Annotated in this window: 14 protein-coding genes; 8 read left to right on the top strand and 6 right to left on the bottom strand. The window is 70.2% G+C overall.

Annotated features, from left to right (window positions below):
• The first annotated feature begins 49 nt into the window (after nucleotides 1-49).
• The gene (locus tag I0K15_RS05360; RefSeq protein ID WP_338420760.1) at nucleotides 50-892 is read left to right on the top strand and encodes a glutathione S-transferase; all 843 of its coding nucleotides are present in this window, start codon (nucleotides 50-52) and stop codon (nucleotides 890-892) included.
• A gap of 9 nt (nucleotides 893-901) precedes the next feature.
• On the opposite strand, the gene I0K15_RS05355 is transcribed toward I0K15_RS05360, so the two are convergent.
• Complete coding sequence (locus tag I0K15_RS05355; protein WP_196104371.1) at nucleotides 902-1,912, bottom strand: Hint domain-containing protein; 1,011 nt, start codon at nucleotides 1,910-1,912, stop codon at nucleotides 902-904.
• Nucleotides 1,913-2,410: 498 nt separating this feature from the next.
• Between I0K15_RS05355 and I0K15_RS05350 the strand changes: the two genes are divergently transcribed.
• The 5 genes from I0K15_RS05350 (at nucleotide 2,411) to I0K15_RS05330 (ending at nucleotide 9,105) form a co-directional block, all read left to right on the top strand.
• A complete protein-coding gene (locus I0K15_RS05350) occupies nucleotides 2,411-3,754 on the top strand; it encodes an MATE family efflux transporter (RefSeq protein ID WP_196104370.1) in 1,344 nt (447 codons plus the stop codon).
• 54 nt (nucleotides 3,755-3,808) lie between these two features.
• Nucleotides 3,809-4,453: an ABC transporter ATP-binding protein gene (locus tag I0K15_RS05345; RefSeq protein WP_196104369.1), complete on the top strand. Its 645-nt coding sequence runs from the start codon at nucleotides 3,809-3,811 to the stop codon at nucleotides 4,451-4,453.
• A gap of 94 nt (nucleotides 4,454-4,547) precedes the next feature.
• Nucleotides 4,548-6,944, top strand: coding sequence for an ABC transporter permease (locus I0K15_RS05340; protein ID WP_230374300.1), 2,397 nt, complete (start codon nucleotides 4,548-4,550; stop codon nucleotides 6,942-6,944).
• A gap of 441 nt (nucleotides 6,945-7,385) precedes the next feature.
• Complete coding sequence (locus I0K15_RS05335) at nucleotides 7,386-8,549, top strand: lipocalin-like domain-containing protein (protein WP_196104368.1); 1,164 nt, start codon at nucleotides 7,386-7,388, stop codon at nucleotides 8,547-8,549.
• Nucleotides 8,542-9,105 carry a pyridoxamine 5'-phosphate oxidase family protein gene (locus I0K15_RS05330; protein ID WP_196104367.1) on the top strand — a complete coding sequence of 188 codons (564 nt, stop codon included), beginning with the start codon at nucleotides 8,542-8,544 and terminating at the stop codon, nucleotides 9,103-9,105. The genes I0K15_RS05335 and I0K15_RS05330 overlap by 8 nt, the downstream gene beginning before the upstream one ends.
• A gap of 441 nt (nucleotides 9,106-9,546) precedes the next feature.
• On the opposite strand, the gene I0K15_RS05325 is transcribed toward I0K15_RS05330, so the two are convergent.
• Both I0K15_RS05325 and I0K15_RS05320 read right to left on the bottom strand, forming a co-directional pair.
• Complete coding sequence (locus I0K15_RS05325) at nucleotides 9,547-9,858, bottom strand: hypothetical protein (RefSeq protein ID WP_196104366.1); 312 nt, start codon at nucleotides 9,856-9,858, stop codon at nucleotides 9,547-9,549.
• Nucleotides 9,858-10,508 (bottom strand): thiamine diphosphokinase, encoded by a 651-nt coding sequence (locus I0K15_RS05320; RefSeq protein WP_196104365.1) that lies wholly within the window; start codon nucleotides 10,506-10,508, stop codon nucleotides 9,858-9,860. The genes I0K15_RS05325 and I0K15_RS05320 overlap by 1 nt, the downstream gene beginning before the upstream one ends.
• A gap of 91 nt (nucleotides 10,509-10,599) precedes the next feature.
• Between I0K15_RS05320 and I0K15_RS05315 the strand changes: the two genes are divergently transcribed.
• Entirely contained in the window at nucleotides 10,600-11,400 is an 801-nt protein-coding gene (locus I0K15_RS05315) for a hypothetical protein (RefSeq protein ID WP_196104364.1), read from the top strand.
• Here the strand turns inward: I0K15_RS05315 and I0K15_RS05310 are convergent.
• Nucleotides 11,397-11,861 (bottom strand): CreA family protein, encoded by a 465-nt coding sequence (locus tag I0K15_RS05310; protein ID WP_196104363.1) that lies wholly within the window; start codon nucleotides 11,859-11,861, stop codon nucleotides 11,397-11,399. The two genes, I0K15_RS05315 and I0K15_RS05310, sit on opposite strands and share 4 nt — an antisense overlap.
• A gap of 245 nt (nucleotides 11,862-12,106) precedes the next feature.
• Between I0K15_RS05310 and I0K15_RS05305 the strand changes: the two genes are divergently transcribed.
• Complete coding sequence (locus I0K15_RS05305; protein ID WP_196104362.1) at nucleotides 12,107-12,433, top strand: hypothetical protein; 327 nt, start codon at nucleotides 12,107-12,109, stop codon at nucleotides 12,431-12,433.
• Nucleotides 12,434-12,448: 15 nt separating this feature from the next.
• Here the strand turns inward: I0K15_RS05305 and I0K15_RS05300 are convergent, their stop codons facing one another.
• Nucleotides 12,449-13,075 (bottom strand): VOC family protein, encoded by a 627-nt coding sequence (locus tag I0K15_RS05300; protein WP_196104361.1) that lies wholly within the window; start codon nucleotides 13,073-13,075, stop codon nucleotides 12,449-12,451.
• Nucleotides 13,076-13,846 (bottom strand): Stf0 family sulfotransferase, encoded by a 771-nt coding sequence (locus I0K15_RS05295; protein ID WP_196104360.1) that lies wholly within the window; start codon nucleotides 13,844-13,846, stop codon nucleotides 13,076-13,078.
• Nucleotides 13,847-13,848: the final 2 nt, after the last annotated feature.

Here is a 13,848-nt window from a genome sequence, read left to right as displayed (position 1 = left end):
GGACGCGCCGTGCTCCGATCGCCCACCCTCGCGCGGAGGAGGACGCATCATGTGGGAACTGCTGATCGGAGATCGCATCTATTCGAGCTGGTCGCTGCGCGGCTGGCTGCTGTTCGAGGCGTTCGGCACGCCGGTCAAGGTCACCCAGGCGCCGATGTTCTCCGAGGCGCTGGCCGCTCACCTCGCCGATTTCGGCTCCGGCAGCGGGCTGGTGCCGCAGATGCGGCGCGACGGCGTGGTGATCTGGGACACGCTCGCGATGGCGGAGACGCTGGCCGAGGAGGTGCCCGGGATGTGGCCCGCGGCGGCGGCCGACCGGGCGCGCGCACGGGCCATGGTGGCCGAGATGCATTCGGGTTTCACCGCGCTGCGCTCCGCCTGTCCGATGAACATGCGCCACGTCTACGAGGGCTTCGAGCCGGACGATGCCGTGCGTCGCGACCTCGACCGGGTGGAGGCCCTGTGGTCCGGTGCGCCCGGCTGGCTCTTCGGCGACTACTCGATCGCCGACGTGTTCTACGCCCCGGTCGCGATGCGGATTGCGGGCTACGGGCTGGAGGTCGGGGCGGAGGCGCAGGCCTATGTCGAGCGCCATCTCGCCCATAAGGCCGTCCGTCGCTGGCGCGCCATGGGGATCGCCGAGCATTCCGTGCAACCCGGCTACGACCTCGATCTGCCGACGCACGACTGGCCTGGCACCCGCCGCCCGGCGCGGGTGGCCACGAACGGCCCGGCGGTCAACGAGACCTGTCCCTTCTCCGGCCGCCCGGTCGCGCCCGACGGTCTGGCGGAGGTGGATGGCCGCGTGATCGGCTTCTGCAACTCCTTCTGCCGCGACAAGGTGATCGCCGATGCGGAGGCGTGGTCGGCCGTGCGGCCTCTTCTCACGTGAGACCGGTGCTCAGCCGCGCATCAGCATCCGCGCTTCACGGCGGGTGAGCGAGGGGCGGACGAGGCCCGGGTCCGGCCGCGGGATCGGGCCGAAGAGTGCGTGGAACTCCGTCACCGCCGGATCCTGCGCGGCCGCCCCGTTGGGGTCGAGGCTCTCGCTCACCGCGCCGTCGCTCAGCACGAGCTGGTGCGCGTCGAAGATCAGGTGGTGATAGGTGACCGGCCCCGTGAGCGCCGCGCGCGTCACCTGGCGCCCGTCCACGAGCGACGTGGCGGCGGCCAGCACCTCCGCCTCGCCGAAGAGCAGCTCGGCCCGCGGCCCGCGCAGCAGCACGCGGTGCTGGGGCGACACCAGAAGCGGGCGCGCATTGCCGATCATGCCTGCCTCGAACCGGATCGGGCGCAGGTGCGGATGGGCGAGGAGCTCCGCCACGCTCAGCGTCCGCTGCGCGACCTCCCGCACCGCCATTGGACCGCTGTCGTAGGTCAGGACCGGATCGCCGGGGCGGATCTCCTCGATGGCGCGTGCGCCCGCGGGCGTGTCGATCGGCGTGCCGGAGACGAAGCAGGCGAGGTTGGCATAGGGCTCGTCCTCGCCATCGCTGGCACTGTCCACCGTGAAGCTCTGCCCGGCTTGGGGCAGCGTCGGCCCCGTGAGGCCCACATTCACCCCGTTGATCCGCACGACGTAGAAGACCTGCCCGTCGTCGGTGGTGAAGGCAAACTCGAGCTCGACCTGATCCTCCGGCGTGCCACCGGACGCCGCGGGCCCGTACTCGGTCCCGTTGATCGTCACCGGCTCCGCGACGAGCTGATTGTTGTTGTTCGTCGAATTGCCCGGCGGATCGATGAAACCATCGTCGAAGTCGCTGTCGTCGTCATCGATGAACAGCGTGATCGGCGAGGCGTTGCCATTGACCGTGAAGCTCTGGTTCGGGATCCCGCTGCCGGTCGTGTTCGTCGTCGAGAACGCCGGCGACAGATCGTCGAACTGGATGATACCGATCCGAAAAACGGCCATTGCGACCCCCCTGAACTCCTAACCCCGGTTCCGAGGCTACGGCAAATGGCCCGTCGCCTCAACAAAACGCCTCAACACGTCGCCGCGATGTCTTTCCCTGATTTGTGCGTATTCGTAGCACTTCGCCGAATGACAGGCCCGGTCATGCCGTTGTCTTGCCTCGGAGCTCGGCGCGGGTTTCTTCGTCTTGCAACCCCCGTCTGTGTCACGGTTCTCCGTCCCCGATAGAGACGATTTTCGTTTTTTATCAAGGGGTTTTGGATTTGACGGTGCCCGCACGCGGATTACCTTTCAGCGCGTCGCAGGGGCTGTGCACGATCCCCTGCCGACGGCCGGAGGTACCACCGGATGCGCCCGCCCCTTTCCCCCGGGGCGGGCGCCCTCGTTCCGGAAAGGCCTCAGCTGAGGCAGCGCCGATCCATCCGTATCTCCTTTGGAAACAGGTGTTTCGCACCCGCCCCCTATCCGCGGCGGGCCGCCTCCTGTAGAGCCCGTGGCATGACCGAAGCAGCGCTGCAGTCCCACACGCTGGGTGATCACATCCGGCGGACGATCATCCTCGCCTGGCCGGTGATGCTGGCGCGGCTGGGGCTGGTCGGCTTTGCGACGGCGGACGTGATTGTGCTGGGCCGCGCGGGGGCGGAGGAGCTTGCCGACTATACCCTCGGCCTCGCGATCTACGACAGCATGCTCGCCGCCCTTGCCGGCCTGACCATGGGTGTCGGCGTGCTGACGGCGCGCGTGACCGGCGCGGGCGACGACCTGGCGGCCGGGACCATCTGGCGCCGGGGGGTGATCTACGGCGCCGCGGTGGGCTGTGCGGCAGCACTCCTCCTGCAACTGGCCGAGCCGCTCTACGGCCTGCTCGGTCAGACGCCGGAGCGGGCGGAGAGTGCGGGCAACGTCACGCGCCTTGTCGCCCTCGCGCTGCCCTTCGTCGCGATCTACTTCTCCACGACCACGTTTCTGGAGGCGCTGCACCGCCCCCTCGTCGGCATGTGGGCGGTGGCCGCGGCCAACATTACCAATCTGGGGCTCAACATCGTGCTGGTCTTCGGCCTCGGCCCCGTTCCCGCGATGGGGGCGGAGGGGGCTGCACTCGCCACCGTGATCAATTCCGGTCTGCTGGCGCTCACCCTCTGGGCCTATACCCGCCACCGCCTGCCGGGGCGGGAGCGCTACGGGATCGGGCAGACCGCGCCTGCGCCCTCACCCGGCGAGCAGCGGCGGATCGGCTACGGGGCCGGGCTCTCCTATTCTTTCGAGGCCGGGGCCTTCGTCATGATGACCCTCTTCGTGGGCTGGCTCGGCACGCTGGCGCTCGCCTCCCACGCGGTGCTGTTCCAGTTCCTGGCGACCACATTCATGCTCGCCTTCGGGATCGCCGCGGCGACGCAGGTGCGGGTGGGCAATGCCTGGGGCCGGGGCGATCCGCGCGGCATGGCACTGGCGGGGTGGACGGGGCTGGGCCTCGCGACCCTCTCCTCCCTCGCCTTCGCGCTGCTCTACGTTACCCTGCCCGAGGGGATGCTGCGCCTCTTCACCGACGATCCCACGGTGCTCGCCGCCGCCGCCCCGGTCATGGTGTGGATGTCGCTGGCGCTCGTCTTTGACGGCAACCAGACCGTCATGAGCCATGCATGCCGAGGCCGGGGCGACACCTGGGTGCCGACGGCGCTGCACATGATGAGCTACTGGGTCGTCATGGTGCCCGCCGGCTGGTGGCTGGCGATCCGGAGTGAAGGCGGCCTCATGGGCATCTACCAAGGGATCCTGGTGGCGAGCGTGGTGAGCTTCACCGCCATGGCGCTGCGCTTTCACCGCCTGACGCGCCGGGTCTGAGCCCGCGACAAAGCGGTGCTGGCCCCCGCGCCCCGACGCATTAGGGTAGCGGCCATGCTGAATGTCGAGAACCTGCAGAAGAGCTTCGGCCCGGTGCCCGTCCTGCGCGGCGTGGACCTCGCGCTCGCCGCCGGAGAGACGCTGGCCCTGACCGGCGAGTCCGGCTCGGGCAAGTCCACGCTCCTGCACCTCATCGCCGGGCTCGACCGGTTCGAGGGGGGCGCGATCCGGCTCGACGGCACCGACCTCGCGCGCCTCTCGGACCCCGGGCGGGCGGAGCTGCGGCGCACCCGCGTGGGCCTCGTCTTCCAGCAGTTCAACCTGATCCCGTCGCTGAGCGTCGGGGACAATCTCGCCTTCCAGGCCCGTCTCGCCGATCGCCACGATCCCGACTGGCAGGCGCGGCTGACCGAGCGCCTTGGCCTCGCGGGGCTGGAGGCGCGCTGGCCCGAACAGCTCTCCGGCGGCCAGCAGCAGCGCGTTGCGGTCGGCCGGACGCTTGCCGCCCGCCCGCCGCTGGTGCTGGCCGACGAGCCCACCGGCAATCTCGACGAGGACACCGGCGACGCCGTGCTCGACCTGATGTTGGAGCTGGTGGCGGAAACGGGAGCGGCGCTCCTGATGGTCACCCATTCCGATCGCCTCGCCGCCCGCCTCGACCGCCGGATCCATCTCAGCCACGGCAAGGTCGCGGCATGACCCATCTCCTTCCCGCGCTATACGGCCGCGCTTTCATCTGTCCCGAAATATCCCCGCCGGAGGCGCACGGCCCAACCCGCGGTCCCGCCCGCCCATGATCCGCCCCACGCTCCACGCCCTGCTCAGCCACTGGCGCCGCCGTCCCTTCCAGATCGTGACGCTGCTCCTCGGCCTGACGGTCGCCACGGCGCTCTGGTCCGGGGTGCAGGCGATCAACATGGAGGCGCGGGCGAGCTACGACCAGGCCGCGGCCCTGATGGGCGGCGACCGGCTCGACACGCTTCGGCCCATCGGCGCCGAGCGCTTCGATCAGGACGTCTATGTCGCGCTGCGCCGCGCCGGCTGGCCGGTCTCCCCGATCCTGGAGGGCCGCACCCGGATCGGGGGCGAGCGCTACGCCATCCTCGGCATCGACCCCGTGACGCTGCCGCCCGGCGAGACGGCGGTGCCGCCCGTCGCGGGCGATGGCATCCTCGGTTTCATCACGCCGCCTGGCCGGGCCTTCGCCGCCCCACGCACCGCCCGCGCCCTCACCGACGCGCCCTTCGCTGTGGAGCCTGCCGAGGGCCTGCCCCCCGATACCCTCGTCCTCGATATCGGCATCGCGCAAACCCTGCTGGAGGCGGAGGGCGCGCTCACCCGCATGGTTCTGCCCCCCGGGGACGAGGGCGCCCCCGCGGGGTTCGAGCGCATCGCCGCCGCCGAAGAAGGTGAGGGCATCGGCGCCCTCACCGACAGCTTCCACCTCAACCTCACGGCCTTCGGGATGCTGTCCTTCGCGGTCGGGCTCTTCATCGTCTACTCCGCCATCGGCCTCGCCTTCGAACAGAGAAAGCCGATGCTGCGCACCCTGCGCGCGCTGGGCGTCCCCCTGCGGCTCCTGCTCGGCGTGATGCTGGCGGAGCTGCTGCTCCTCTCGCTCCTCGCCGGGGCGGTTGGCGTGGCGTTGGGCTATGTCATCGCCGCCGCCCTCCTGCCCGACGTGGCGTTGACGCTGGAGGGGCTCTACGGCGCGCAGGTGGCGGGATCGCTCGCCTTCCGCCCGGCGTGGTGGCTGGCGGGGCTCGGGATCTCGGTCGCCGGGGCGATGCTGGCCGCCGCCGACACGCTGTGGCGCACGGCACGGCTGCCGCTGCTGGCGCCGGCCCAACCGCAGGCCTGGGCTGCGGCACAGGCGCGGGGGCTCCGGATCCAGCTCGCCGTGGCGGGCGTGCTGCTCGCCTCCGCCGCCATCCTGACCGTGCAGGCCGCGTCCCTCACCGCAGGCTTCGCCCTGATGGGTGCGCTGCTGATCGGCGCGGCGCTGGCGCTGCCCGCGGTCCTCGCCCGCGTCCTCTCCTTCGCGGCGCAGCGGGCGCGGGGGCCGGTCGCGCTCTGGGCCTTCTCCGACGCGCGCCAGCAGATGTCGCGGCTCTCGCTGGCGCTGATGGCGCTGCTGCTCGCGCTCTCGGTGAATGTCGGCGTCGGCACGATGGTCTCCAGCTTCCGCGACACCTTCGTCGGCTGGCTCGACCAGCGCCTCGCCGCGGAACTCTACCTCAGCGCCAGCGACGCCGCGGAAGCCGAGCGGATCGAGGGTTTCGCCGCCAACCGTGCCGACGCGATCCTGCCGATCCGCTCCGTCGAGCTCCGCTGGCAGGGGCAGGAGGTCGAGATCTTCGGCATCGTCGATCACGCGACCTATCGCGACAACTGGCCCCTGATCGACCGGCTGAGCGACCCGTGGGACCGCGTCTTCGCGGGCGAGGGCGTGCTGGTCAACGAGCAGTTGTCCCTGCGCGAGGGCCTCGCCCCCGGCGACGTGATCGAGCTGCCGACGCCCGGCGGGCCGTGGCCGCTCGAGATCGCGGCGGTCTATTCCGACTACGGCAACCCGCGCCGCCAGCTCATTGCGCCGATCCCCGAGCTCACGGCCCGCTATGAGCGCATCGAAGGCCTCAGCTACGGCCTGCGCGTGGCGCCGGAGGAGGCCGACGCCCTGCGCACCGCCCTGATCGAGGAACTGGGCCTCTCCGAACGCCAGATCACCGATCAGTCCGCGCTGAAGGCGCTGTCCATCGAGGTCTTCGAGCGCACCTTCACTGTGACCGCCGCGCTGAACATCCTGACGCTCGGGGTGGCGGCGCTGGCGCTTTTTACCGCGCTCCTGACCCTGCAACTCATGCGCCTGCCGAGCGTCGCCCCCGTTTGGGCGATGGGGCTGACCCGAGGGCGGCTCGCGCGGCTGGAGGTCGCGCGTGTGCTCGGCCTGACGCTGCTGACTGCGCTCGTGGCGATCCCGCTAGGGCTGGCGGTGGCGTGGGTGCTGATGAACGTGGTGAACGTGCAGGCCTTCGGCTGGCGTCTGCCGGTCTTCCTCTACCCGCTCGACTGGTTGCGCCTGATCGCGCTGGCGCTGGTCGCGGCGCTGGCGGCCGCGGCGCTGCCCGCCATCCGCCTCGCGCGCACTCCGCCGGGCGCCCTGCTGAGGGTCTTCGCCGATGAACGCTGATCCTTGGAGGTGGTTGGGGGTGGTCGCATCACGGGCCGGGCGGCCCCGGATCAAGTCCGGGGTGGTTGCATTCGGGAGTGACCGTCCCGGCCGAAGCGCCGGGACCGCTGGCGGGGTGAGAGCCGCACGTTCGCGCCGTTCGGGACGGCGTCGGATCGGATCCACTGAAGAAGCACGACACCATCTCATTTCGAGAGCACCGATGCGTCCTGATCCACGTGATTCCAGACCGCTTTCGAACGCTGCGCTCAATGCTGGTTTCGCCCGGCGGCACCGCCGGGCGGCGCCCGAGCCTCCCCCCGGGAGGGCGCATTGCGACGTCTCTATCAGGAGCGCGGATCGTGAGGCTTGGGACCTGACAGGCAGCTCTGATGTCATGAGCGCCCACCCAGGCTCGGGCGCCGCCCTGTTCGCTTCGTCTTCGATGTCGGGGCAGCCATAATGAACGCGCACTGGAATGCCTTTCGCGACGGGCTGGTTGCCTTTCATCCTCGGCGTCCCGCCTCAGGGACAGACAAGAAGCTGTCCGCCCCCTGCTCTGACAGGTCGCGGATCAGGATCGCTGCTGCGCGAGCGCTCACCCTCCTCCTCGCCCTGCTGCTTGCCCACCCCACCCACTCACAAGGCTTCGCGGGGCTCGGGCAGACCGCCGAGGGCTTCGCAATCCCGCGGCCCGACCGCCCCTTCGCGTTCCCGATCGACCATGGCGCGCATCCCGACTACCGCATCGAGTGGTGGTACGTGACCGCGAACCTCGAGACCGCGTCCGGCGAGGCGCGGGGCATCCAGTGGACGCTGTTCCGCTCCGCCCTCGAGCCGCGGCGGGGCGAGGGCTGGGAAAGCCCGCAGATCTGGATGGGCCACGCCGCGCTCACCACGCCCGCCACGCACCGCTATGCCGAGCTCTTCGCCCGCGACGGCATCGGGCAGGCGGGGGTGGAGCCGCAACCCTTCGCCGCCTGGATCGACGATTGGGAGATGGCGGGGCCGACCCTCTCCGACGTTGCCCTGCGCGCGAATGGCGAGGATTTCTCCTACGACCTGCAGCTCTCGGCCACCGGTCCGTTCGTGCCGCAGGGCGAGCGTGGCTACTCGGTCAAGTCGCAGGACGGGCAGGCGAGCTACTACTACTCTCAACCGTTCTACGGGGTCACCGGCACCATCACCCTCGACGGCGTGACGGAGGAGGTGACGGGCACCGCCTGGCTCGACCGCGAATGGTCCTCGCAACTGCTGTCGGAGGATCAGACCGGGTGGGACTGGTTCTCGCTCAACCTCGATGACGGGACGCGGGTCATGGCCTTCCAGCTTCGCGGGGCGCGCGGTGCGTACAACTCCGGCACCTGGATCCGCTCCGACGGCACGCCTCGCCCACTGCCGCCGGAAGCGCTGCGCTTCACCCCGCTGGAGATGGCCGAGGTCGCCGGGCGGGAGGTCCCGGTGCGCTGGCGGGTGGAGATCCCCGAGGAGGGGCTCGACGTGGAGGTCGACGCCCTCAACCCGCAAAGCTGGATGGGCACGCTCTTCTCCTACTGGGAGGGGCCGGTGCGGATCGAGGGCTCCCACGCAGGGCGCGGCTATCTGGAGATGACGGGATATGAGTGAGGCGCCCGAGGATCTCGGCGCGTTCCTGGACGACGCCTGGCAACTGATCGGCCGCGGCACGGTGGACAGCAAGTCCGCCGCCAACCGCCCGGCGCTCGCGACCGTGGGGGCCGAGGGCCCGGCGGTGCGGACGGTGGTGCTGCGGGCGGCGGATCGCGAGGCGGGCACGCTCGACATCCACTCGCACCGGCTGGCCGGGAAAGTGGCGGAGCTGCGGGCCGAGCCGCGCGCGGCGCTGCATGTGTGGGATGCGAAGCGCAGCCTGCAGATGCGGCTCGCCGGGGCGGCGACGGTCCATGTGGAGGACGCCGCGGCGCGGGCGGCCTTCGACGCGCTGCCGGAGCATGGCCGGACGATCTATGCCGTGAGCCCGGAGCCCGCTGCGGAGATCGACGCACCCTCAGCGCCCGCCTTCGACGCCGACCCCTGGGCCGGTTTCGCGCTGATCCGACTGCGGCTGGAGCGGATCGAACTGCTGCATCTGGGGCGGGAGCGGCACAGCCGGGCGGTCTACGAACGGAGCTCCGGCTGGCGAGGGCGGTGGCTGGTGCCGTAGGGCGTCTTTCATCGGGATGATGTGAGAACGGTGTCGCGACACGGCTGGATGGTCCGAGGCTTTGCGCAGCGGCATAGTTCGGCGGACTGGGCACCATCTGCGCGCCACTTGAATGCCGCGCGCAGTGCCGCTTCGCTCGGACACGGCTGCCGCTGGAGCAGCTCGAGCAGATGCATTCAGGGTGGGAGTGGCATTGCCTTCTGCTGAGAAGGAGGCCAGGCCGATCGGGTGCTGGCCGTTGCCTCGGCGATACCTGTCATCGGAGTGACGGGCGCCGAGGGTCGAGCGGCCCGGGGGTACAGGCGTGCCAGATCACTTCAGCAACATTCGCCGATGTTCGAGAGGTCTTTGATGATCCAGGGTTGCGAAAGGTCCCGGATCAAGTCCGGGACGGTTTCGACCCCTATCAACCGCCCCGGCCGACGCGCCGGGGCCTCACCCCTACGACTGGCCGCAGAACCGCACCACCTGCATGAAGTCAATCAGCGCCTGTGTCTGGCGTCGCGCCGTCTCTGTCTGGCCCAGGATGTCCGTCCGCAGCCCCGGTGCCACGCCCGCCGCGATCAGGACGCCTGCCATGGACTGGCCCTGCTCCACCAGGTTCAACAGGGCCTCCGTCGCCGCGAGCTCCTGACAGTTCATGGCGAGGATGCGCTCCACGACCTCGGTCGCCACGGCCGAGGTGTCGGGGCGGGCGGGATCCTGGGGCGCGGCACAAGCCGCCAGCAGGACGAGCGGGAGCAGGAAACGCATCATTCCACGGCACATAGCGCGTCCGCCACCACGTCCAGACAGGCGCGCGGCAGGATGCCGAGGAGTGGCCCCGTTGCATCGACCTCCACTGGCCCTGTCGCGATGTTCGAGGTGCCGACCCGGCCCGCGGGCGTCAGCTCCAGCCCGTCGATGGGCCAGCGCAGGCCGGTGCTGCGCCCGGTCACACGCCCCATCGGGAACAGGGATACCCGGGTGCCCTCCACCACGTCGAGGCGCAGACCCGCCCGCCAGCGAAAGCAGATGTCCACCGGATCGACCACGATCACCCGCTCGTCGCGCGCCACCAACGTGCTCATCACCGCGAGCTGGTGGTCGATCCGCGCGCCGGTGAAGCCCGTAGCGAGCACCAGCGGAGCCACCATGCGCTCGAGGCACTTCTCGAAATCCGTACTGTCCTGATCGTCGATGCGGTGCACCGGCACGCCGCTCCACGCCGCCGGATCCTTCAGCGAGTCGAGATCGCCGATCACTGCGTCGGGCCGCAGCCCCAGTTCCGCGAGGCCGTCCGCCCCGCCATCCGCCGCCACCATGCCGGACGTGCGCGCGGCGAGCCCATGGACCAGCTCCGCGTCCAGCGGACCGCCGCCGACCAGTAGCACCGGTGCATCATATTCGAGGAGCGGCGTCATCCGCCCCACCTTTCGCCTCCCGCACGCGGCGTCAAGCGCTTGCATCGCCCCGCCGCCCGGCTAGGCTCGCCGAAAACGAGGGAGGGGACACATGAACCGACGGTCGCGCATTGCCCTGCGCTTCGGCGCGTTTTCCTGCGAGATGGAGGGCGTCGAGGATCCCGTGGCCACGCTCCAGCGCCTCGTGGCGTTCTGCGAGGAGGTGGAGCAGCGCAATCCCGAGTTCGGCCAGCGCGTCGCACCCCTGTCCGAGCTCAACGCGAGCCTCGTGACCGAGGGCTCCCTCCACGCCGAGGTGACCGACGGCCGCCTCGTCCTGCGCGACACCGGCGGGGCCGATGCGCTTGTCTTCGAGGGCGATGATGCGGAGGAGGACGACGACGAGGACGACAACTTCTTCGCGTCCGGCGCCCCGGCGGCCCGCGCGCCCGCCACGCCCGACAGCGACCTCGCCATGCCGAAGCCCGGTGCGGAAAAGGAGATCACCAGCATCGAGGAGCTGGAGAAGATGGCTCCCGCGCTGCCCGACGACGCGCTCGCCAGCGCGCTCGACCGCGCGATGACGCAGAGCGTGGCGGGGCCGGAGCCCGGTGCCAAGCGGGCCGCCCCGATGCTCAGCCTGCGCGACTACGCCGCCCCGCGCCGCCCGCGCCGGCCCGTCGACGCACTGGAGATTGCGGCGGCCTACAATCACCACCTGCGCGGCGAGACGGAGTTCCGCGGCGAGGCCGTGCTGGCCGAGATGACCCGCATCGACATCGGCCGTCCGCTGGAACCGGCGGAGCCGAAGGCCGCGTTCGGCACGCTGGTGGAGAAGGGCCATTTCGTCCCCGTAGAGGGCCGCCCCGACGTCTACCGCCTATCGGACGCCGTCGCGAACCGCTTCCGTTAACCGGCCGCATCCCACGGCCGGATGACGACGGCGGAGATCGCGTTCTTCGGGCTCCCCTCGATCAGCCGGTCCGAATAGGTGAGGTAGATCAGCGTGTTGCGCGCCTCGTCAAAGAAGCGCACGACCTGCACCCGCTTGAAGAGCAGGGAGGCGCGCTGGCCGAAAACCTCCTCCCCTTCGTCAAGCTCCTCGGGTTCGAAGGAGATCGGCCCGGTCTGGCGGCAGGCGATGGAGGCGTCGGACGTGTCCTCCGCGATGCCCAGCGAGCCCTGGATGCCGCCGGTTCGGGCGCGCGAGACGAAGCAGGACACGCCCTCCACCTTCGGATCATCGAACGCCTCCACGACGATGCGGTGATTGGCGCCGAGCAGCCGCCAGGCGGTGGTGACCTCGCCGATCTCTTCGGCGGGGGCGGCGGTAGGCAGGGCGATGAGGGCGCAAAGTGCGGCGATACGGATCATGGTGCGTCTCCTTTTGTGAAGAGAGATAGGCCCGTTCTCCGCGTTTTCGCCTGCGATCGCGACCGGGTGCGCGGCGCCTGAACACTATGGTGAATTGGACACGCGCCGCGGCTTTACTGAAACATATGTTCGTTTCTAATGCTTTTACATGTAGTGTCGTGGCTGTTTTGTGATCATCGCTAGGTGGATGCGTAATGCGTAATCAGTCTGTTCAGCTCCCGTCCTCCCTCACATCGGTGCGGCCCATGCAGGCCAACGCCGCCCCGTTCTCCGGCAACGTCACGCAGGACATCCTGCCGTGGACCTGGTGGCTGCGCTTCGCCGGCCAGTGGAGCCTGATCAACATCAATCTCGGCAAGAGCTCCGATGCGGATCGGGAGCGGCGCATCCTCGAACAGGCCGGCAGCTACGGCCGCCAGCTCGGCCGCATCTCCGAGGCGCTGGAGGCGGTGGTCGACGCGCTCCTGACGAAGGAGGACGGGAGCTTCGACCGCGACAAGCTGGGTGACAAGCAGATCGCGGCGCTGGTCGATTTCAAGGAACTGATGGAGGAGATCCGGAAGGTGGAGTGAGCAGGTGCGGGCCGGTCAGGTCAGCTCTCTTACGCCGGTCGGTGTCTCGATCCGGGCGGTCCATCGGGTTTCCGCGCCTTGGGTGATCTCCGGCGGGCGGTCGAGCGACAGGCCCGTGTAGAGCGCCGCGATCTCCTCCGGCCTTGGGTGGGTTAGGTGCAGCGATATCAGCTGCGCGCCCAGATCCGGGATCTCCGCCATCGCGGTCGGGTCGCCCCGGTGGTCGATCAGCGAGGGCAGAGCCCCGCCCATCGGCAGGGACCCATCGGCGGGGATGGCGAAGGCGAAGGACGGGTCCTCGGGCGGCAGCGGCACTTCCTCTCCGAACAGCGCTCCGTGGGCGGCGATGTTGGTGGTGCTCGCCACGCACCCCCGCAGTCGCCGCCCGGCGTCCCAGTCCCGCCGCACCGCGCCCTGATCGTCGAGCCCGAACCAGCGCGCGCGGCCGGGCGGCGTGCCCTCCGGATCCAGCGCCACGATCTCCAGATAGACCCGATCGCCGAGCTGCAGGCGGTGGTTGTGGGTGCCCATGTAGAGGTGCCGCGTCCCGAACGGCACGTCGAGGTCGAGGCAATCGCGCACATGCGCCACCCCCTCGCCGAGCGTCGGCGCGATGACCGTGAGATGGTCGAGGCGCAGCATCTAGCCGGCGCGCGCTGCATCGCGGCGAAACCGCTCCGCCCAGTCGGCATTGACCTCATCCGCCAGCCGCGCCGTCGGTACCTCCACGCCGGCCGCCGCCGGGTCGAGCCTCAGCGCACCCAGCAACCCTGCCAGCACACCACGCGGATCGGCAGCGAGCGCGTCGTAGTCGATGTGGACGGGCGAGATGCGCTCCCGCTCGAACCACTGCGCCCAGTCCGCCTCCAGTGCCGTAAGCTCCGCGATGTGCCGCGCGATCGTCTCCGCGTCGTAGTGGGGCTCCTGCGGCGGCGCGAGCCGTTCGAGCTCCGAGCCATCCGCATGCCGGTGCCACAGCCCGGTCTGCTCCGCCCGCGTGCGCGAGATCGCCTGCGCCAGCTTGTCCGCGCGGCTGAGGTGGACGAAGAGCGTCCGGCCGAAGGCCGCCTCGATCCGGGCCACGTCGCTCGGCAGTCCCGGATGCAGGATCTCGAGCTGCGCGCGGAAGAAGTCGAAGCTGCCTCCCTGCATTCGCAGCCCGAACACCCCGTTCGGCCCCGTACCACGTCGCCGCCCGGCGTCGAGCGCTGCCTGCGCCGCCGCCCGCTCCGACGCGAAGTCCGCCGCCTGCAGATCGTAGGCCGACAGCCACCCCTCCAGCGAAGGCCGGTGGAAGTGAGAACCCGGCTGCCCCGCCACGCCCGTGGCCGCGAGCAGGCGGCAGAGCAGTGTGCTCCCGCTGCGTGGCGCGGTACAGATGATGTAGGCGTCGAAGCCGGCCTCCGACGTCATGT

Origin of the sequence: Pontivivens ytuae (assembly GCF_015679265.1) — a bacterium.
In the GTDB taxonomy this organism is placed as follows: domain Bacteria; phylum Pseudomonadota; class Alphaproteobacteria; order Rhodobacterales; family Rhodobacteraceae; genus Pontivivens; species Pontivivens ytuae.
Note: the sequence above shows the minus strand (reverse complement) of the source record. Positions and strands in the feature narration are given on the sequence as shown.